Raw genomic sequence first — 19977 nt, 5'->3', positions numbered from 1 at the left:
TAGTGGTTCAGTTTGGAGGGATAAAAAAAAGAAAACCCGGCAATGAGGGCCGGGTTTCTTTGAATGAATCAAGCAGTGGGAAGTGCGTTATCGGGAACTTTCCCAACATGAGCTTTTACCGTACTTATACTGACATTATGAGTCAAGCTACAGATAAAGTTTTGTTAGATTGCTTTGGCAAGATGATACAAAGCTATCGTAATAAATGGTGAATAACATAGAGAAAATACGCAAGGTTCTGTTTTCAGCATTCGAGTGAACGTGATTACTCTTTTTCGAAATAATGAATAAATACTTCTAATCTGTATAAAACACCGTATATAAGAAATTGGAAGGTATGAAAAAATAAAAGCAATGCCTTTAGCATCACCGTCAGAAATAGATGTTTTGCTTGAAAGTAATAAGTAAAGGGAACATCCTACTAAAGCCATTACAATGTAAGAAGTGGCTCTGAATTTATCTTCGAGTTTATAAATTGTTTCTTCTGCATTATAATCATGTAACTGCTTATCTTTTGTAGGTAAAAATACATTTTCTGAAAAATCTTCATTGATTTTACTGGGCTGCATCGGTATCTTTGCGAAATTTCCCACCGAATTTTGATCAGTTACTAAATTATTTCTCGATTTTTTAGGCGTGGTAACTTTATTATTTTTCTCTTCTTGGTTGTGATCAGTTTCGTCTAATGTTTTTATTTTATTAATTTCACTCTGTAAAAACTTATCAGTAAAGATATTGCTATACGGCATATTTATTGACATGAAAGCATCAATAGCCATATCTATGTCACAGCTAAAAAACTCTCTTTTTTTATTTTGACGATAAGCTGCCAAGCTACGATGGATAAGACTTTCAGCTTTTCTTGCATTCTGAAAATAAACCCAATAGGCAACCTTAAATGGAAGTGGAACTCCTGTATTATTTAAGTCACTATCTTTTATGCGCTCTTCAGGTGTCTTTTTTGTGTACCCGATTTTTAAGCGATCAGGGAATGCTTCATTTTTAAGAATATAAACGTATCCTGCAGTCATAAAATTTCGTTGGTTCAGCTTACATAGAATCCATTTGAGATATTGGACTAATTAAACTATGAAAAGTTCCATGAACTGCAATCTAAAAAAAATTCTAACGGACACTCGCTTCGCTCGTTCTGCTGAAATTGGGCGTTCACATCACTCTTTTTTCAGCCCAGCCAATCGGCAAGTTGTAATCCAGAAACTCTGGAAAATTTCCGCTGATTATAAGTGACCATCCCCCTGCTTCTGGCATGGCCTGTCAGCAAAGTATCATAAGCACCGATCTGCTGCCCACTTCTTAGTTCCTCTCTGACTTTTGCTGACTCCCGGGCGGCTGCCCAATCAAAGTCGATCAGGTTCACCCCCTCTAAAAAGAACGACAGCTTACTTTCCTTGGACTGTCTGTGTTCAGAGTCGCCTTTTTCAGTGCCAAACTGCAATTCGTAACAGGAAATGGATGAAACATTGACCTTTCCCTGATGCTCAATAAACTTATCAATGACCGGGCGATTATGTTTTAAAACCGCATTACAAATGTCAGTATCAACTATGTATTCAGCCATTAAGTAGCTGGCCATATGGAATCACATATTTCTGGCTACTTGGGCAGGTGCTATGCGAGGCACAACGGAGGGAGCATAGCCGTAGTTATGTGACCGGAGTTGTAACGAAGTATAGTGTCTGAACAAGGAGTCAGAAATATATGATTTCATATGGTTAGCTACTTAAAAGTCCTCCCGATCCTGGCATGCTGGTTGCTCTCGCTGGCAAACCATCAATGGGTTCCACCTTTAGGAACTCTTCCCAGTAGTCTTCGACAGGCGTCAGGATAATGGCTTTTCCTTCTTTACGCACGGCTCAGTTCAGGTTAAGTGTTGGTCCACTCCCCAAAGCCAGAGAAATCGGTAGTTTTCCGGAATTGCCGCTTTCCTCACCACAGCATACTGTCAGAGGTTTTGTGGAAAAGCACCAACACTTATCTGGAACTGAGCCTTTACGCACCATGACTTACTAAACCGTACCAGGAAAGACAAGCTCTTTTGGAATTCTGACAGCCTGCGTTTTATTGTTAAAAAATACGCTGCTCTCCATAACCCAACTCAATGTATATAACCAAGATCAGAAGTGGAAAGGCTGCAAGTTAATACTCAAAATGAATGACGCCCATCTGTTCCAACAGGTGCTGAGCCTTATCTTCCGCCTGATTTACCCACTCATCACAAACCGTAAGACAGGCTTTTTTCCAACGGAACATCGTCCGCTCACTCCGTCCCTTGATCTCAACCCCTACGCCCCCCCTTTTTTTCCTCAGATAGTTGTGTTGGAGTTCGTACATTAGCCAGAGTCTCAGCAGCACCGGATTACAGCGAAGGGGTTTCGGCAACCGTTGATCTGTTCGTAGGTGATGCTGTATCAGCTGCCATGCGTGAATACGATTTGCCTGATTATCGTCATACCGGATCGTCAAAATGGCAAAAAGTTCCGGCTGCATTCTTTCCCGCAACTCACCCTTACGAATACCATCATCACCTAGTCGCTCATCCCTGGTGCTGCGATGCTCTGGCGCAACGGCTGTCTTGCGATAACCAGCGTTGATATCCTGCTGCCAGCTGGCGGTTTTTATCATCAGCTCAGGTGTTCCGAAAATGCGCATCAACGCAGGTTCGAGGGCAAAGTACATGGTATTCTCCTGATTCAAGGCTTGTTCTTGTGCGAACTTCAATCCATAGCAAACAACATCTTCAGACTCCGATATAACCCACAAAGGTTTGGCGATAACGCTGCACCTCATCACGGGTACGCCTGACCAGTTCAGCTTCTGTGCCATAGCGTTTTACAAACAGAGTTGCATTGACGTGTATAGCATCAGGATAAAACCGGTGATGACCAGGACATAACGGCATCGTGTCAAAATGACTGGCCCGTCTTCCAGATCCAGTACCACTGCGTTGATGGTGAACCTCTGCCAACACACCAGAAAACCCATTTAACCGACAAGCAATACAACCCAGTTGCGCAACAGCTGCCATATAGCCCTTTTCTGCCTTGGTCATCCGTCACCTATTCGTCATAGTGGATAAACTGTTCAACCAGCTGATCCACTTGCTCACGACTCCAGCCACGCTTTGGACTCAGCACATAGCGGAGAAATACATCCAGCACCGCTGAGTACACTTTCTCAAACTCCACCTGATCCATATTCCGGAAAGCGACACTTCTGGCTCTTACCCGCACCTTGCCATCCGGATAACCAAACACGTCATAAAATCCAGCCTTGACCATGGCCCAATAACGGAACTCATCGAAATCAGGCGCTGGTGTGACCCACTGATTTGAACCGGCAATCCTCACCGGTGCCTGTGGTAACTCTTCAAACACCTGATAAGCCAGAGTGCAGAGCTTCATAAACTTGCGATGGAACAGGCCATTGCGGGTCTTGCGAAACTCAGCACTGATCATCTGCCCCGGCTTCAGTTTGAGAATGAACTGCTCATCGCTAGCAGACACAGGCAACAAAATCGGCTGTGGCTGATAGCTGCGAACCAGTTCCAGTTCAGCCCCCATCAGATCGTTTCCACAAAAATCCAGCAGCCCATTATCACCAACGAGACCCAGACTACCGCCAGCATCGCGCCATCCCTTAGCTCATTCATCAAAACATTTTCTGCAGCTTTGCCCTAGCTCCCTCACCATCCAGGGGATCAATGCCCTGTTTCTCCATGGTGTCCCGCTGCAATTGATCCGAATGGGTGGACGGATCAAACTGATACTCAATGGATAACTGGTCTTCCAGAGGCAAGCCCTGACATACACGGTTAACCTGCTTCTGGTACGCTGCTCCGAACCGGCGCTTCACTTCCCGACACTCATCAGCGGTACCGGCATTCCTCAGTTCATACCAACCAGCGGCATGCCCGGCCAGATACACCGCCCGGTGACTCCATTCGTGGTGGTTGGGCTGACCAGCAAACTCATTGGCTTCCAGCCAGGCTTTGCCTAACGTGGGCAAACCCATTTCCTCTGGCAATGGCTGACACAGCTTGCGAAACTCCGGAGCAGTGGGAGGCCAGTCCTTACCCCCTAACCGAACCCGGTTAGTACCCATCGCCAACTGGTTGGGGTGCAAGTCCTTCAGGGTCTCCAGCCACTGCCCCGTCCGATCCACCAGTCCGTGCTCCCGTGTCCACTTTGCCCCGAATATGCCCGTCATGGTTCCAAACAGGTCCGCTATCATTCTCGGGGTGATAGCCATTGTCGTGTTCTGGTTCGTAGAGGTGCTTGTTCGCTTCGTAGACTTGATCAATGAGGCTGGGTTTTTCAGCAGTTCCTTGCCGGTTTTCATGGTTCACCATCCACTGGCTGATTACGTTATCGGGGTCGTTCAGGTAAGTCAGGGTCTGCATCACGTACTCGGTGTCAGTCTTGCCGGTCTGATCGCAGTAACGGGCATAGCGCATCACATTGTCGAGCATAGCTTCCTGACTGACGCCCTCCTTGATCCGGGTCTTGTACTTCCCGTAAGACTGTCGCTTGTGTCCCTTGCGACCTTCCCGGTTTGGGTACTGTGCCCACCATTGCTCAAAATGGTCGGGGAATTCTGGTGCTGCGGTGGCAACTGCGGGGGCAATGTCTGACTGACCGGGTACATCGTCGGATGTACCCATAGTTTTTAAAGCGTTCTCTATTTCTCTATTTCTCTTATTCTCTGGGCGAACTTTTGACGAACCATTTCCGAACCATTCACGAACCTGTTCGACAAGCCCCTTGGTGTCCTTGGAAGCTTTGTAATTACTGGCTCTCAGTAATTCCTGCTCAACGATGCCCATGACCGGGAGCAAAGTGCGTGGCAGGGTACGAGGCAGATCCAGAAACAGACGCAACCGTGCATCCATCTGTGCCACGTTATCGGTTTTGTTATGGTCTATAAATTTGTTGATGCAGAGGTAATCATGCTCTTCGGCGGTGGTTAGGAACTCGTTCGTGACCAGTTCGTGAAGTGTTCGTGACACCATTGATGCATCCCAGCCAAGGTCACCCATGATGTACGCCGGGGGCAGACTAAAAATACCCAGCATATTGCCGTGCTTGCAGGTCAACAGATAAGCCGCCAACAACTTACCCTGATCGCTAACCTGCTCATGGCGCAAACTATCCCAAAACCGGCTCTCGATCTTGCCAAAGGCTTTCATTCGTCCACCTCCGCAAACCAGTTGGCTGCCCGATCGAATTCCTTCTGGTGCCGACGCCCCCAGCTTATTAAAAAACCTCTCAGGTGCCTGCCATCCCTGAACGTATCCGTAAATGTGGTGACGTAATACTGGTGTGCGTTCAGTATTTCACAGTCAAGATCCACATCGGGAAAGAGCTGCCGCAGTTCTCCGTAGCAGTCTTCTGTGATCACCACCGGCTTATCCCTGTCTTGTATTTCCCATCTCAATCGTTTCAGTGACTGTGGTAAGACCTTGGCTGCCTGTGCGGTCGTCTTTGTTATCATTGGTGCATACGTCCTTTTCTTTTTATAAATAACCCGGGAAATCACAATACTTCCCCCATCGCCCGATCCCGGTGGTTGTGGTTATACTCTGTGAGCGGTTGGTCTAACTGATCCCAGGTAATGTCCAGCAGGTCAAAGACTGAAGCCTGATCATCTTTCCAGGTCAGCAAACCGGCTTCGATCTTCCCGTATTCGGAAGCGGACATACTCAACAAAAAGTCCATATCGGCCTGTGTAGCGTCGCTGATTTTCCTGCAAATCCAGTGGATACTGGCTGGCACCAGGGATATTGAGGGGATAAAGCCATCCATACAGACTTCCTTTTTTTGGGTTATTACACCGCCAGTATCCCAATAACGGGAATTTAATTTCAACACTTTTCCTAAATTCGGAACGCCAGAACCGTGATTCATTTTTGCTTCTATGTGGTAAAAGGCTGATTTGTTTTAAGGTGATATGACTAACCAATACTTGGAAAACGGAATAACAACGTGACGATTCACTGGTCTGAGCGAGCAAGGGAAAAAGCCAAAGAGCTGAAGCTGTCCGACGTGGAACTTGCCAGGCGAGTCGGCTGGAGCAAAACCACGGTCAATGCGTGGATGAACGGCCAGCGCGAACCCAAGCTGGAACAAAAGATGGCACTGGCCGAGGCGTTGGATACCACGACCCACTGGCTGGATACCGGCGAGCAAACCCTGAAAGTCAATCACATCCCGAAACTCTCACTAGATGACCTGAAAGCCTTTATCAATGAAAAAGCTGACAAGGCACAGCAGGCCGACTCCGGAGTACGGATCATTGAATCCGGCAACGAGAACAGCTATCTGATAAAGCTCGATAACGACAGCATGATTGACCCCAACAACGGGGAAAAACTCAATATACCGGAAGGCAGTACAGTGCAGATTGATGTGGATACCGAACCGAAACCGGGAAAGGTGCTGCTCATCCAGCACAATGGCCGGTTAATGCTGCGGATATGGAAACGCATCAGCGAAAACGAGCATATTTTTATGGTGGGCAACCCCCTCTACACATCCCTGACCTTCAATTATGAAGGCGATATTCTGGAGGTATTCAAAGGTACCGCCGTGGGCTACAGCTCCCCCCTATAAACCCCAGCTCAACACCAACACCCCCGGCCGCTGCCCGTACACCTTAATGCAGCGGCCATCAACAATCTGCTTGTCGTCTTCCCAGACAATTCCGTTCAGAGCATCACAATAGAGTTTCACCACATTATCAAAATCCGGTTTCACCGCAGGCCGTACCATCCCCGCCTCTGCCTCCTGCTTTTTTTTCTTTGACCAGCTCGCAGGGATCGGAAACACCGCCAGTAGCAGAACGGCCAGTGCACCGGTCAATGGTTCGCCCCGGTGACAGAGCTGTCCCGCCCGTTGTACCTGATTCTCTGCATTTTGTGTTGCCTTTGGTGTGTGACAACGCCCCTGCCTGGTAAAGCGTGGCCGCCCCTTACTGACCGGAGCCATACCAATAAATACACTTGCAGCATCCCTTTTCCGTGCTGATTCGACTTCCATTTGCACATTAACGGGAAGGACTTCCAGCCATTCATCAACGCCATCCATGCTTCTTTTTTGCTCCTTTGTTTCGTTGCATCTCCCTACAACCCAAGCCCCACATAATAATTAATAAAATCTATCATATAACCGATGATTAATGTAAAAATTCATCACTTCCCGATTGCGGGAAGCTTATTTCCCGTTTATACATATTACTTAATTAATAAATAAACAAAGCAACGGATCAAAATATGCAAGCAGTAAAGCACCACGAAGACAGGCTTCTTGCTGCCATGGATGCCAAAGAAGCTTTTGAAGAAGGCGTTGAATCCTATCTGGAAACCATTGAAAACGGATTCATAAAGTCTCTGGAATCCCAAGGCCAATTCAACGTATCCCGTGAAGGGACATTCACCGCTTATTCATTCCTTCAATTTCTAACCCTTGAAGAATTTCACCCGATGCAGGGCTTCCGCTGGCTGGCTGTCAAACAGCTTGTGGCGGACTGCAACGACGAAAACTCCCGGCTGTCCGGCTGGGAAATCATCAACTACGCCATCAAAAGAGGTTATTGCAATGGCTGAAGTAAACCGGCTGGAAAGCTGTGTCCGTCACTCCATCAGTGACTGGCTTGAAGACAATTCACCACGCTACAACTTTTCCCATTTTTCCAGGCTGAAGCGCCAGCTGCTACAAACGATTGATCTGGAAACACCGCAGGAACAGCTGGGTGACATTATTGAGACCGTGATTACCCAGTGGCGTGAGAAATACGAAACCCCTTACCACTTTGATGATTGGGACAAGCTGTCTGCTGACCTGTTTGATCGGATCGACGCCAGACAACAACAAATCAAACGTGATGAGAGGCTGCGCCATGCCAGCTAAAAAAAAAGCACCACTCGCTGTCCAGACAACCGAGGGTCTACCAACGGCACCCACCAACGAACCAACCCGTCTCATCGAACTGGCCATCAGCCAGAATGCCGACATAGAAAAGCTGGAACGGTTAATGGACCTACAGGAACGGTGGGAACGCAACGATGCACAAAAGCAATTCAGCCAGGCGTTTGCCCGGTTTCAGGCTGAGATGCCCAACGTAAAAAAATCCAAGCAAACCTCTTTCAACACCAACAAGGGCGGCACGATGCAATACAGCTATGCCGCCATGGATGACATAGTGAAAGCCATTAATCCAGTGCTGCACAAGCACGGCCTCTCCTATCGGTTTGAACAGGTAATGAATGAAAAGGTGATCTCTGTCACCTGCATCCTGACTCATTCCAGCGGTCATTCTGAGTCATGCTCCATGGCGGGTCTGCCAGATATGACTGGCAACAAAAACCCCATGCAGCAACTGGCCTCCAGTTTTTCTTATCTGAAAAAATACACCCTGACGGGGGTGCTTGGTCTGGCTACCGTGGATGAAGACAACGATGGTCACTACGACCAAACAGCACAACCGCAAACTACGACGGCCACCAGTCAGCCCAACAATGCCTACCCGCAAGAACGCTTTAACAACAACTTCGGAAGCTGGAAGAGCGCCATTGAAAACGGTCAGAAAACCCCTGAAGACATTCTCATCATGCTGAAATCCCGGTTCACCCTGAGCCAATCACAAATCAATAAAATCCACGCTATAAAAAGGAAATAAATCCATGAAACTCCATAAAGTAGAACAAGGCAGCGATGAATGGCTGCGCCTGCGACGTGACTATTTCACCGCCAGTGAAGCACCAGCTATGATGGGCACCTCCCCTTATAAAAGCCGGGATGCCCTGCTTGCTGAAAAAGCCACCGGTATCACTGAAGACGTGACACCGGCTATGCAGTACCGCTTCAACCTTGGCCATGATGCAGAAGAAAAGGCGCGACCACTGGCAGAAGACATCATCGGTGAAGAACTCTACAACGCCACCGGCACCAAAGAAGTCAACGGTCTGCCCCTGTTGGCCAGCTTCGATGGCGTCACCATGATGGGAGACGCCCTGTTTGAACATAAACTGTTCAACCAGAAAGTCGCTGCAATGATCGACGATGAAAACATCGCTTCTTCTCACTACTGGCAGCTTGAACAGCAACTGCTGGTCAGCGGTGCCAAACGGGTCATGTTCGCCTGCTCCGATGGCACCCTGGATACCCTGCACTGGTGCTGGTACGAATCCGATCCGGTACGCCGCCGTGAACTTATTGCAGGCTGGGAACAATTTGATAAAGACCTGCAAGCCTATGGTGACAAACCCATCCAGCCCGAAGTCATTGAAGCAAAAGGGGAAGTCATTATGAAATGCCCGACCCTGAACATAAACCTTACCGGAGAAATCATTCACTCCAACCTACAAGCCTTTGAAGCCCACGCCCTACAAGTTATAGAAGCGGTCAACACCGACCTGAACACCGATCAGGACTTTGCCAATGCTGAAGAAGCGGTGAAGTATTTCACAGAGGCCGAAAAAACCTTGGAAACCGGCAAGAAAAACGCCCTGTCCCAAACCGTTGAAATCGAGCAACTATTCCGCACCGTGGACCACCTGAAAGACACCATGCGGAAAAAACGACTGTGGCTCAACAAACTGGTAACGGCTCGCAAGAAAGAGCGCAAGACGGAAATGCTACAGGCTGCTCACCTTGAATTGATAGAATTGATTGCTGATTTAAACCGGAAATTATCGCCAGTCTCCCTGCCCCTTACCGGTATCAATGACGACTTTGCAGCAACAATCAAGGGCAAATCCTCATTCACCAAAATGCAGGAAGCCATCAACGACGCCCTGGCCAAAGCAAAAATTCAGGCTGTAGAGTTGGAACGCCACCTGTCAAAGAACCTGAGGACTTACCACGAACTGGCCGCAGACCACCACTTCCTGTTCAACGACTTGCAACATCTCATCAGCAAAGACCATGACGACCTCACGGCCCTGATCAAAGTCCGCATCGGTGAACACAAAGAAGCCGAAGCCAATCGCCTTGAAGCAGAGCGTGAACGGATTCGCCAGGAAGAAGAAAGCAAGCTTGAAGCCCAGCGCCAGCAAATACGCAGGGAAGAACAGCAAAAGGCTCAGGTAGAAGCGAATCGTAAAGAAGCCAAAGACTTACCCTTCACAGCTGCACAGGAACCCATGCGAAAAGAACAGCATGACAAAAAAATACCAACTGCAGAGAAACAGGAAGACCAGCCTGACCTGCTCTACACCGAAGGCGAGGTGACAGAAGAAATTCTCACTAACGACATTCACACCATAGAAAAGTGGGTCGGCCAAAGCTCGCTGGATTGCTACCGCTTTGATCAGAATGGCAACGAATACCACATAGAACTGGTCATCCGCCGTACCGGCATCAAAACCTTGATGACCCAACCACAACTTAAGGAAGCCTGATCATGGCGAGAGACCTGAATAAAGTAATGCTTATTGGTCATCTAGGGAAAGATCCGGAAAGCCGGTTTTTTCCCGATGGTTCACAGCTCACCACGCTCTCGGTGGCCACCAGCAACACCTATAAAGACAAACAGGGACAACGCCAGCAGAAAACCCAATGGCACAGCGTCAAGGTCTACGGAAAGATGGCGGAATTTGCCCAGAAGTTTCTGACCAAGGGCAGCAAAATCTACGTGGAAGGCGAGCTGGTTTATCGGGAATGGCAGGACAAGCAGAGCTCTCAGAAGCGCCGCGCCACCGACATTATCGTGGATCAATTCAATGGCTCACTCCAGTTTCTGGATACCCTCCCGCAAAACCAGAACACCAGCGCACATCAGCAGTATCCACGACAACAGCGACCACCACAGCAAAACAACCAATACGCCAACGCCCGTAACGGAGGCCACCAGCAACAGCCCCAGCCTGCGCAGGTACAGTACGACCAATACGACGAATCAATTCCATTCTGAGGAAAAAACATGAACCAGCTGAATGCAGACGACCTGGCCCTTGCCATGGAAATCAAACACAAGAAAGCCCAAGGCTACAGCACAGCAAAAGAAGAAGCCGAACTGGCAGAAAAACTGATAATTGCCGACCGCCTCAGCGATGAAATGGATGGCCAACCACTGGATGCGGAAACTGTCATGATCGAAATGACCGCTCTAATCGTGGCCATCACCGTTGGCATCAATAGTGCGCAGGCGCTGCCTCAATCCATGTTGATCACCGGCCTGATCCTGCAACGCATCAGGGACAACCAGAATCCTGTCGTGCAAATGACTGGCAGTACCCACTGACCTGAATGCGAAAAAAATAAGACGGGGAAACGCAATGGACAGCACGACAAACACCACCAGCGGAAAATATGGACAACGCCCTAATGAACTGGTTGAGAAAAGCAAAACACAAGTTATGTCCAGCCGTGAGATTGCTGAACTTACTGAAAAGCAGCATCAGCATGTCCGACGTGACATTGAAAACATGATGGCTGAACTGGAGAAAGATGCGTCCAAATATGGACACACCTATCTGGACTCTATGAATCGCAAGCAAAATGAATATTTGCTACCCCGGCTTGAAACTGAAATTCTAATAACCGGATACGATGTTAAGCGTCGGGCAGCAGTCATCCACCGATGGTTTGATCTGGAATGCGAAAAGTCCACTCCATTAGTCCAACTACAAAAAGAACCCGACCCTCTTTATCAAATATCGATATCCGAAAAAGCCCTGGAAATGGCCAAAGCTTTTGGGTTCTCGGGCAACGCGGCCCTCATCTCAGCAGATCACGCCACCCGAAACATGATTGGCTTCTCACCATTAGAAGCAATGGGCCAGAAAATCCTACCCTCTCCCGTTCAGGAAATGACCTTTACCCCCACCCAGCTCGGCCAGATGATGACACCCCCCACCAACCCCAGAGAAGTGAACAAGCAGTTGGAAGTAGCTGGACTCCAGAGCAAATTCGATAACCAGTGGATACCCACCGATCAGGGCCAGCCCCTTTGTGAAATCCTCGATACCGGAAAAGCTCACAACTCCGGCACCCCGGTTAAACAGATAAAGTGGTACCAAAAGGTACTGAACCTTCTGAGCCCAACCATTTCCGGCGATGAATCAACGAACAGCTTGATCGATCAGGAACGCCATCCTACTACGCCTGTGGAAATAGGCTCGGATGCAGATATTGAGCCCGTTCATCGAAAACAAAAACGCAAGCGAAACCGCTACGGGCTGGAAAATTACTTCTCTCTGGTTGAACTGGGCGAGTTTATCGGCAAAAGCCGCCAGTACGTGGTGGAAATACTGGAAAAACATCGCATCATCAAATGGACCGGCCAGGGTAAACGGGGAAAATACCTGCTAACCGATCAGGGCTGGCAATACGGCCTGATGTACGATCCTTCAGAAAAAACATTCCACAACCACAGCAGTAAACGACTAACCACCAGCAATGCCCGGCCGGTATTGGGCTATGACATTTTGAAGTTTTTTTATAACGGGGATATTGCATGGACAATGGACTGCTGTTTAATCTTAAATCCCTGTCACAATGGATGAATCTCTCCAGCAAAAAAGAAATTGTGAAAAACCTGCACAAACTGGGCATTCCATTTGTAGAACTGACCAACGGTGAAGTGGTCACCCTCTATTCAGCATTGGAACGAGGCTTTCAAAAAAATGCCATGGAAGAGGCAGAAGAACTGATCCGCATGGACGAAGTATTAAAACTGACTAAAGCCTGCCGGGCCTCAATCAATAACTATGTTGCCCAAGGCTCCTTCCCGCAAAAAATACAACTGGGCCCACGCAAAGTGGCCTGGAGAAAAGCAGAAGTATTGCAATGGGTAGAGGGAAAACGTGACTGGTGAAGCAAGGACGCCCTTGCTACACCATTTCTTCCGGTAACCGGTCTGTCACTTCTTCATAGGGCAGGCTGATAATTTTCTTCAGATAAGACTCCCACAAGTCCGCAGCCTCTCGCTTTTCCTTTTTAAACTCCCACATATCATAATGGGTCGTAGTAACGTCACTCTGGTTATGTCCGGCAATCTTCTCTTTTATCATTTTGGAAACACCCGCCTCATTCATCCGGGTGGAGATACTGCCGCGAATCATACCAATCGTAAACCAGCCAGAAGGTGAACCTACGACATTCTTCAGATGCTTCTGAAACCGGCTCAGAGGTCGGTTAAATGCAGCATAAGACATATACTTTTCCAGAGATTCATGCCCGGTTGTACCACCAGGAAACGGATAAGCACAATGACCATACAGCCTTTTCAGATGGGAAAACAATGCCACTGCTGTCTCATTTAAGGGCACCATATAGTCACGCCCTCCTGCGGTATAATTGGACCTGCCTTTAGCGTTGGTCAGCAAAATATGAGGGTAGCTGCCCTCCAGCGTTACCTTTTCCCAGGGTGTAGTAATCAGTTGCTCCTGACGGACACCACCCAAAGCCAAAAGCAGCTGCGCAACCAGACCAGGCTTTCCCATGATGGTCGGAGCCAAATGCCACACTTCCCATATCTGCCGATCCGTCAGCTGGCCCTTACCAGCTTTTTCCAAATGCCCTTGTTCAGGAATGTTCTGTACCGGGTTGTACTCTAATTGATATTTAAGATGCTTACGTTCTTTGGTTTGAAATATGGGATTATGATCATGTTTAATCCCCCAACCAAATGCCGCCGACAGCATACTTCTTACCCTGTTGCACTGCTGCCCCACCTTCACTTCATGAATAAGTCGGGAAATAATATCAACAATGTGGGAGGGCTGAATTTCATTTGCCGGCAACTTCAGCATAAATTGAAAACGCTTCACTTCAAACAGATGATTCTTTAAAGAGTTTTTTGCACTTTTATAACTTCGCCGACCTTTAAGATGAAGCTCCAAATAATCATTCAGCAACTGATGGAATGTGGCCGCCGATCCCGATGGCTTTTCAACATCATTACCCGGCTTTATATCATCTATTTTTTTTCCAACAGCAGTCTGGATATACCCAATAAAATCACCACCGCTATTTTTTATGGACCCAGCCGTTCTGGAAATCTCCAACGCTTTATCAATGGTAATTCCCTCTCCCCTCCCCAAATAATGACGATCAACTTTAGTGTACTTAAACCCTTTATCACCACGGTACTTAAAATATAAATCCACACCTTTTTTCACAAAGCGAATAGCCAGAGAACCATCCCCGTCATCCACCACTTTAAATTCCTTTTTACCCGTAAACCCACCCTGATGCATGCGAATAATTTCTTTATCACTCAGCACGTTACTTCCTCTTATTGGTATTGATTACTTTTTGCTATATACCGTTTTTTGACTATTTACACATTATTGGTACACAGATTTTTATGGTACACAACAATATTGTCATTTTGGTGCACAAAAAAATAGACAAAATCTGTCACTGTTAGTTCTCAATAGATAAACAAGTGACATATGGGAGAGCAACAAAGTTACTGAAAACGCTTTGTTTTCAGTAACTTTGGTCGTTATGGAATTTAATAGACTATCGTATGGATAATTGGAGTTTAAAGGGTATTACTGGTTACGTAACAGCGTATCGAATGTCTGAGTACTTTTACTGACAATCTTCCCAATATAGTCTTCAGTAATCATCAGATTGGTCATAGCCATTTGAGTTTTGAACATATCCTTCATCCCCATCGCCTCACCGGGTGCCAGGTGCTGCTTGACCAGGTCAGCCCTGCCTTCCACATGATTCCTGAGACCCTGCATTCCCTGAAGCACCTTATCTCCCAGCGTCAGGGCCGGGGCATCCGGATTAGCTGCCACGTCAATAGGTTTAACGTTCGCCGCCTGCGAGGCTCCATCTGGCGAAACCAGCTGGGCGAAACGGCCTGCCGCCCCATCTTCTGGTTGATTCGGATTGGCAAAGCCTTCCTGCGTTTTTTCCAGCGCTTTATCTGCCAGATTACCCGTCTTGATAATATTGTCCGCCATGATAGTAACCTCTATTCATTATTGATTGGTTGAGGTACTTCAAATCCTCTTATCTGTTTTAAAACACCTTTTTAATATTTTTATCTTACAATTTTAGCTCATCTGCCTTGTTCATCAAAAACTGCATAGCGCGCTCCACACTGGGGCGGTTGAAATCAGAATCATCCACAAACAAACAGATAACCAGTTGATTTTCTTGAAGGCCTACCTGTAAGGGATAAGGAAAGCTCTTTTTGTAATGGCACTCTGCCAGTGCACTTTCTAAAACGGGCAGGCTGTTAAAGGGGTCAATCTCCCGGGCCAGATACATCAAAACACCCTCTTCCTTTTGTTCCATATAAAAGGATCCGGCACCCTCAATTTCAAAGCATGCTACGCCGGTATCACCGAAATCGAACCCCTTGATACCCATGGCCTCAGCAAATTCAGAGACTACGCTATTACGCCAATCCATTCGTCCTCCTTAACTTTTCACTTCACCCGCTGGTGGTTCATATCCTCCCGGATTCATCCGCGGAGCCCCCTGAAGATCAACCAGTGACTGGATGTACGTCTCGATCCTGGTTTCATTACCACCCAGTAGAGGTATTTCAATTTGTGATTCTTTTGCTTGATCCATATAACCAAGTAACTGTTCTAACTGAGCCTTGTCCCCTGCCATTGACTGGATATCTTTAAGGACATCACCAATATCACCATATAACTCCCCTTCCACTTGCCCTTGAACCTTAGCGGCAATAAACGCTGCGGTTCCCCTGGCAGGAATTGACGGAACTGAAGCATTGTCAGTCTCAAATGTTGCTTCAACCGTCATTCCATCATCTACCTCCTGATTTCCCGTTGCATCCAGGGTTGCCTGGACCTGCATACCCTCCGCGGCATCCTGACCATCAGACTCATCCCAGGTTGACTCAACAGACAGGCTCTTCTCCTCAGCCCTGATGCTGAACGTGTGGGAGTATTCCATCCGGTCAAAGATATCAGTACCCAGCGGACGTGTTTTTGGCTCACTAACAGGGTCAAACGGATGCTTAAAGAACGACTTCAAACGAGCACTGAAGGGACCTTCTTTGAGGTGAGGAGACACACTGTCTCGAAAGGATTTAGATGGCCTTTTCTTTATTTTCGAATCTATTTCAGCAATGGTTGATTTAAGGCTGGCAAGATTGTTTTCTAACTGCTCAAGATCTAAATCCGGACCACGATCCTCTTTCAATACTTCCATTGCCGTACGAACCAGATCATTCACACTTTGACCAGGATGAGTTTTCACCCACTCTCCCAGCGCTTTGGTATCTGGCGGGATAAGCTGCAGTTCTCTGCCCTCCCCTTCGGGTGTAATAGCTACTTTAAGATCTTTGGCAAAGGCTTTACCCCGTTGGCTGGCGACATCTTTCAGCGCATCAATAATATCAACACCATTCTCTTCTGCATGTTGCAATGCAGTTAATGAGCAGTCAAAAACAAAGTTGGTATCCTTGCGTTGATGCAAATCCCGGGCCTTATCCAGTAACTCATCCTGTTTCTGTATGAGCTCTTGATCGGAAAGCCCATCAAAGCTGCCCTTTGCCGTCACCTCGGTTGCCCCATTGGCACCTCCTTTGGCAGTCACCTCAGGGGAGGTGGCTGTTGCCGGATCAACGGTGGCATTAGTTGCTGTCGTTGACATTTCACCCTGTGCCGCAGGCTCAGGCTGCGTCGTTCCAGCTCCAAGAGTGGGAACACCAGTGGATGCCATAAACGGATTATCTGGTTCCTGAGCCCCTTTGAATTCACGACCCAAATCATCAATAATACTGTTTGAACCAAGAAAACCTTTTAACGCATCCTCCGAGACTTCGGTTTCTCCACCCTTGCCGTAATTTTCATCCGTCTTCACCGAACCTTCTTCTTCCAAAACCAGATTATCCTGTACTTCCAGGATTGCTTGACTCAGGCTTTCTTTAATTTGTTCATTGGCAAAAATTTCTTCCGGAATCTCACGAATCAAGGTCGCGGTCTTATTCATGAAGGCCGTTCTGACTTCAACGGGCTGCTCACTCAACCCCATTTGCTTAATTAAATTGGTAAAGTCACTTCCTGAAACAAACTGTTGATCCAATAAATCCAGAACATTGGTCATATATTTCTGACCATCAAATTGCCCAATACTAACCGGTGGCCTTCTCATCTCCCCTTGTGTTTCCATACAGCAATCATGGATACCCACCAGCCTTTTCAAGGTCGTCATATCATTAATCACTGAGCGCAGGTGGGTGTCTTCCGTTGAAGACGTCATGGAATTCAACTCGCCACTCAAAAACCTGAGCCTTCTATCGACTGAGTTCTCAAAACCGGTCGCCACCTGATTATTGTTTGGATCAGCATCCACCCCACCCAGGTTATTAGTCAGGTCTTTAAATGCTGCGCCGAGGGATTTATGATCCTTGACATGACCGTATAACTGCGAACGAACTTCATCCGGGGTTTTACCGGGATGGTAGTCCTCGGCCAGTTTACCAGCAGCGTTTGAGATCTCTCTGCCAATCTCAATATATTGAGGATGCTCATTTTCAAGCGCTTCAATGGCTTTAAAAATTTCATCTTTAGGCAGGGCGTCAGGATCGGCTTTAAAATCAACAGCGATCTCATAAAGCGCAAGATACTGGTGATAAGGGTCCTTGAACTCCTCTTTGGCCCCTTTCAGATAGTCTTCTTGTCGATAATCCTCTTTTGATTCTTTAGGAAAGCGTCTTTTGAAATCCTGTGTTTCAGGAACTTCTTCAACATTCTTGATTTTTTCAATTAATTCAAGCTGCCGTGCACTTGACGATTTACCCTTATCGGCTTCAATGTCTTTTGGATTCTTGAACTTAGCCAACAAACTGGTAAGTTCTTCCGCAGCATCGGCAGTGGAAAGCATCGATGGTTTCTGATTGGAGGCTTCTACCCCCTGCCCGGTTGACAGTTTCCCAGCCTTGCCAGCTGCGCTCTCACCAGCCGCACCGGGAGCCTGCATCTGCTGCACCGCTGCTGAGGCTTGTATTCCTCCAAGTGGATTACCCATGCGTTCCCTCTGTGCAAGAAAAAGCCAACCCGCAGGGTTGGCTACATCTTATAAACCACGTCCTTTGATTATGTCATCAAGCTCAGATTGACCTGTGATCAGGCTCTTGTTGTCGATTTGAGCGTTTCAAACCATGAGCGGATGATCTCATCCATCTTGCTGATCACCGTTTTCACCATATCCTGATGGAGGTTCATAAACTCGCTATCAGACTGTGCAGCAGAATCATGCATTCTCTGGTTTGCCTCGTGTAATTTGCCCTGGGCCTGATGCATGCCTGCCTGGTAGTCTGTACCAGCCTTGATCATATCACCGCTTGCAGCGGTCATCTGGGAAAGACCATTACCAATTGCTACCTGCCGTTGCATATTCCCCTGGTCCAGTCCACCGGCTTTAGCTGACATACCAACCTGGATACCACCGGAAATGATCTTGGTACCAGCACTGACCCAGCCACCAATGGCAGTCATCAGGGCTGCATTCTTCATTTCTTCTGCCTGGTTGAGAATCTCAGATTTTGCCGCCTGCTGCTCAATGGAACGAGACTCCCTTGAGGCAGCACGCTGATTGGCACTCATCTTGAACAGAAGCTCCATCACGGCAAAGATATCCACCAACTGCTCAAGCACTTTCATATCCGCAAAGGCTTCACCAGCAGCAAGCAGGTTCATTCCCTTGCTGCTGTTCATTAGAAATTGTGAAAGTCCCTGGGGAGCATTACGCATAAGGGCGGACTGGTTCTTTAATGAAATAGGATTGCTGGCTTGCAGAATGACCTGTATTTCCTCCTGGCCAAAGCCCATTTTGGCCAGCAGCTGCTTTTGCTCTGCACTGCCAAGCTGACCAAGTTTGCCGTTCAATAGTGCTGCCAGCCCTTTGGCCGTATCGGCACCAAACCCCAGCGCCTGCAGAACGGCCTTGGTATCAGAGCCTGCTGAGCGCATCATATCCAGACGACTGCCGTCAGTATCCGGCGGCGCAAGAGAGATCATCGTTTTGATCTGGCTGTCTGAAAAACCCAGAGATCTCAGGATGGCCGTTTTCTGGTCCAGACCTTTTGCTCCTCCATGCTGATCGGCAAGAAACGTCTGGATATCTTTAGAGGTTGACAGCTTTTCCAGGTTATCCAGCTGAGTCTTCTGAAAGCTGCCCATACCGGCCAGTACCTGCCGCTTTCCTGCAGAGGTTTCCACTCCTTTGCCGGAGAGCAACTGCATGTGCGAAGAAGCATCATCAAGAAGCGCGGCCTGTGATTTCAGCTTTGCGGTTTCTCCTTTGGTCACCGTACCATTCTGGATATTAGTGAACAGCTGTTTGGTTGACTCCATGGCCTCGTCGGTTGACTTGGACAAAGTAGCCAGGGTTTTACTGGCATTGGTCATTTGGTTCGGTGACAGATCATCGGGCGAGGCCAGTGTCGGCTTGGCCTGTTGACCTGCTTTGTTAAGGTCGTTCAAAACCTCGGATTTAGCGTGTTTGGTTGAGGCGAGACGGACGCTCTCTTGCTGAAAGTCAATATCGCCTTTTTTGATTGCCGCTTTCTTTGCGTCAGCTGTTGCTGGTTTTTCAAGGAGCATCTGCATATTTGCACTGTGTGCCGCCCGGTCTGCACTAGAAATTCCCTCGGCCATGAGTTACCTCCATGTATCAGTGTTAAGGGTAAAGCAACTTTTATTAATTATCCTTTGAGAGAGCTATTGAGCTTGGTCATCGTATCGTGGTTGTCTTTCATCATGCTGGTCATGACTTGCCATACCTGCTGCATATCTTCGATAACCTTTTGGATATCCTCAGTCAGATTATCGATGGCATGCTGATTGGCCAGCATCCAGGCATACAGCTCTTTCGCCTCGGCTCTTAACATATCTGCGTCATAATTCAGGTTGGTAATGTGAACATTGACCGAACCATCAGCAATCATGGCAGCCCCACCAGTAAGTCTGGCGGCCTGGGTACAGCGGGTGGTAATCGCTGCCATCTTGGCTGTCTT

At 47.7% G+C, this 19977-nt stretch carries 25 protein-coding genes; 9 read left to right on the top strand and 16 right to left on the bottom strand.

The window, feature by feature from the left end; translation table 11 throughout:
• Positions 1 to 164: 164 nt before the first annotated feature.
• From ACO6V1_RS16420 to ACO6V1_RS16380, 9 genes are all read right to left on the bottom strand, one after another.
• The gene (locus ACO6V1_RS16420) at positions 165 to 1031 is read right to left on the bottom strand and encodes a GIY-YIG nuclease family protein (protein ID WP_422446197.1); all 867 of its coding nucleotides are present in this window, start codon (positions 1029 to 1031) and stop codon (positions 165 to 167) included.
• 152 nt (positions 1032 to 1183) lie between these two features.
• Entirely contained in the window at positions 1184 to 1594 is a 411-nt protein-coding gene (locus ACO6V1_RS16415) for a PIN domain-containing protein (protein ID WP_422446199.1), read from the bottom strand.
• 563 nt (positions 1595 to 2157) lie between these two features.
• Positions 2158 to 2697: a hypothetical protein gene (locus ACO6V1_RS16410; RefSeq protein ID WP_422467671.1), complete on the bottom strand. Its 540-nt coding sequence runs from the start codon at positions 2695 to 2697 to the stop codon at positions 2158 to 2160.
• Positions 2698 to 2758: 61 nt separating this feature from the next.
• Positions 2759 to 3070 (bottom strand): Ref family recombination enhancement nuclease, encoded by a 312-nt coding sequence (locus tag ACO6V1_RS16405; protein ID WP_422446205.1) that lies wholly within the window; start codon positions 3068 to 3070, stop codon positions 2759 to 2761.
• Between the two features lie 7 nt (positions 3071 to 3077).
• Complete coding sequence (locus ACO6V1_RS16400) at positions 3078 to 3581, bottom strand: DUF1367 family protein (RefSeq protein WP_422446207.1); 504 nt, start codon at positions 3579 to 3581, stop codon at positions 3078 to 3080.
• Between the two features lie 88 nt (positions 3582 to 3669).
• Positions 3670 to 4227 carry a replication protein P gene (locus ACO6V1_RS16395; RefSeq protein WP_422446209.1) on the bottom strand — a complete coding sequence of 186 codons (558 nt, stop codon included), beginning with the start codon at positions 4225 to 4227 and terminating at the stop codon, positions 3670 to 3672.
• On the bottom strand, positions 4112 to 5206 hold the full coding sequence (locus tag ACO6V1_RS16390) for a hypothetical protein (RefSeq protein ID WP_422446211.1): 1095 nt from the start codon (positions 5204 to 5206) through the stop codon (positions 4112 to 4114). The genes ACO6V1_RS16395 and ACO6V1_RS16390 overlap by 116 nt, the downstream gene beginning before the upstream one ends.
• Positions 5203 to 5511: a hypothetical protein gene (locus ACO6V1_RS16385; RefSeq protein WP_422446213.1), complete on the bottom strand. Its 309-nt coding sequence runs from the start codon at positions 5509 to 5511 to the stop codon at positions 5203 to 5205. Before ACO6V1_RS16385 ends, ACO6V1_RS16390 begins: the two co-directional genes overlap by 4 nt.
• 41 nt (positions 5512 to 5552) lie before the next feature.
• On the bottom strand, positions 5553 to 5822 hold the full coding sequence (locus ACO6V1_RS16380) for a hypothetical protein (protein ID WP_422446215.1): 270 nt from the start codon (positions 5820 to 5822) through the stop codon (positions 5553 to 5555).
• A 180-nt stretch (positions 5823 to 6002) separates the two neighbouring features.
• Between ACO6V1_RS16380 and ACO6V1_RS16375 the strand changes: the two genes are divergently transcribed.
• Positions 6003 to 6629, top strand: coding sequence for a helix-turn-helix domain-containing protein (locus ACO6V1_RS16375; RefSeq protein ID WP_422446217.1), 627 nt, complete (start codon positions 6003 to 6005; stop codon positions 6627 to 6629).
• Here ACO6V1_RS16375 and ACO6V1_RS16370 read toward each other — a convergent pair.
• Complete coding sequence (locus tag ACO6V1_RS16370) at positions 6624 to 7103, bottom strand: RusA family crossover junction endodeoxyribonuclease (protein ID WP_422446219.1); 480 nt, start codon at positions 7101 to 7103, stop codon at positions 6624 to 6626. The genes ACO6V1_RS16375 and ACO6V1_RS16370 overlap by 6 nt on opposite strands.
• Positions 7104 to 7288: 185 nt before the next feature.
• Here ACO6V1_RS16370 and ACO6V1_RS16365 point away from each other — a divergent pair, with 185 nt between their 5' ends.
• The 8 genes from ACO6V1_RS16365 to ACO6V1_RS16330 are packed head-to-tail and all read left to right on the top strand — an operon-like array spanning position 7289 to position 12834.
• Positions 7289 to 7621, top strand: a complete 333-nt coding sequence (locus ACO6V1_RS16365) for a hypothetical protein (RefSeq protein WP_422446221.1) — start codon at positions 7289 to 7291, stop codon at positions 7619 to 7621.
• Entirely contained in the window at positions 7614 to 7925 is a 312-nt protein-coding gene (locus ACO6V1_RS16360; RefSeq protein WP_422446223.1) for a hypothetical protein, read from the top strand. Before ACO6V1_RS16365 ends, ACO6V1_RS16360 begins: the two co-directional genes overlap by 8 nt.
• Positions 7915 to 8694, top strand: coding sequence for an ERF family protein (locus tag ACO6V1_RS16355; RefSeq protein ID WP_422446225.1), 780 nt, complete (start codon positions 7915 to 7917; stop codon positions 8692 to 8694). Before ACO6V1_RS16360 ends, ACO6V1_RS16355 begins: the two co-directional genes overlap by 11 nt.
• Positions 8695 to 8698: 4 nt before the next feature.
• The gene (locus ACO6V1_RS16350) at positions 8699 to 10417 is read left to right on the top strand and encodes a YqaJ viral recombinase family protein (protein ID WP_422446227.1); all 1719 of its coding nucleotides are present in this window, start codon (positions 8699 to 8701) and stop codon (positions 10415 to 10417) included.
• Between the two features lie 2 nt (positions 10418 to 10419).
• Positions 10420 to 10929, top strand: coding sequence for a single-stranded DNA-binding protein (locus tag ACO6V1_RS16345; protein ID WP_422446229.1), 510 nt, complete (start codon positions 10420 to 10422; stop codon positions 10927 to 10929).
• A 9-nt stretch (positions 10930 to 10938) separates the two neighbouring features.
• The gene (locus tag ACO6V1_RS16340) at positions 10939 to 11259 is read left to right on the top strand and encodes a hypothetical protein (RefSeq protein ID WP_422446231.1); all 321 of its coding nucleotides are present in this window, start codon (positions 10939 to 10941) and stop codon (positions 11257 to 11259) included.
• 34 nt (positions 11260 to 11293) lie between these two features.
• Positions 11294 to 12523, top strand: a complete 1230-nt coding sequence (locus ACO6V1_RS16335; protein ID WP_422446233.1) for a Rha family transcriptional regulator — start codon at positions 11294 to 11296, stop codon at positions 12521 to 12523.
• Positions 12475 to 12834: a helix-turn-helix transcriptional regulator gene (locus tag ACO6V1_RS16330; RefSeq protein ID WP_422446235.1), complete on the top strand. Its 360-nt coding sequence runs from the start codon at positions 12475 to 12477 to the stop codon at positions 12832 to 12834. Before ACO6V1_RS16335 ends, ACO6V1_RS16330 begins: the two co-directional genes overlap by 49 nt.
• A gap of 16 nt (positions 12835 to 12850) precedes the next feature.
• On the opposite strand, the gene ACO6V1_RS16325 is transcribed toward ACO6V1_RS16330, so the two are convergent.
• From ACO6V1_RS16325 to sctE, 6 genes are all read right to left on the bottom strand, one after another.
• Positions 12851 to 14245 (bottom strand): tyrosine-type recombinase/integrase, encoded by a 1395-nt coding sequence (locus tag ACO6V1_RS16325; protein WP_422446237.1) that lies wholly within the window; start codon positions 14243 to 14245, stop codon positions 12851 to 12853.
• 273 nt (positions 14246 to 14518) lie between these two features.
• The gene (locus ACO6V1_RS16320) at positions 14519 to 14941 is read right to left on the bottom strand and encodes an EscI/YscI/HrpB family type III secretion system inner rod protein (protein WP_101745964.1); all 423 of its coding nucleotides are present in this window, start codon (positions 14939 to 14941) and stop codon (positions 14519 to 14521) included.
• Positions 14942 to 15026: 85 nt separating this feature from the next.
• A complete protein-coding gene (locus ACO6V1_RS16315; protein WP_101745965.1) occupies positions 15027 to 15395 on the bottom strand; it encodes a hypothetical protein in 369 nt (122 codons plus the stop codon).
• Between the two features lie 9 nt (positions 15396 to 15404).
• Entirely contained in the window at positions 15405 to 17987 is a 2583-nt protein-coding gene (locus tag ACO6V1_RS16310; RefSeq protein WP_422446240.1) for a TyeA family type III secretion system gatekeeper subunit, read from the bottom strand.
• A gap of 98 nt (positions 17988 to 18085) precedes the next feature.
• On the bottom strand, positions 18086 to 19618 hold the full coding sequence (locus ACO6V1_RS16305) for a hypothetical protein (protein ID WP_422446242.1): 1533 nt from the start codon (positions 19616 to 19618) through the stop codon (positions 18086 to 18088).
• A 47-nt stretch (positions 19619 to 19665) separates the two neighbouring features.
• The coding region (gene sctE, locus ACO6V1_RS16300) for a type III secretion system translocon subunit SctE (RefSeq protein ID WP_422467669.1) at positions 19666 to 19977 on the bottom strand (312 nt) is incomplete at its 5' end.

This window comes from Endozoicomonas sp. ALC013, from assembly GCF_049310205.1.
In the GTDB taxonomy this organism is placed as follows: Bacteria; Pseudomonadota; Gammaproteobacteria; order Pseudomonadales; family Endozoicomonadaceae; genus Endozoicomonas.
The sequence above is the reverse complement of the archived record's forward strand: the minus strand, read 5'-3'. Positions and strand labels throughout refer to the sequence as shown.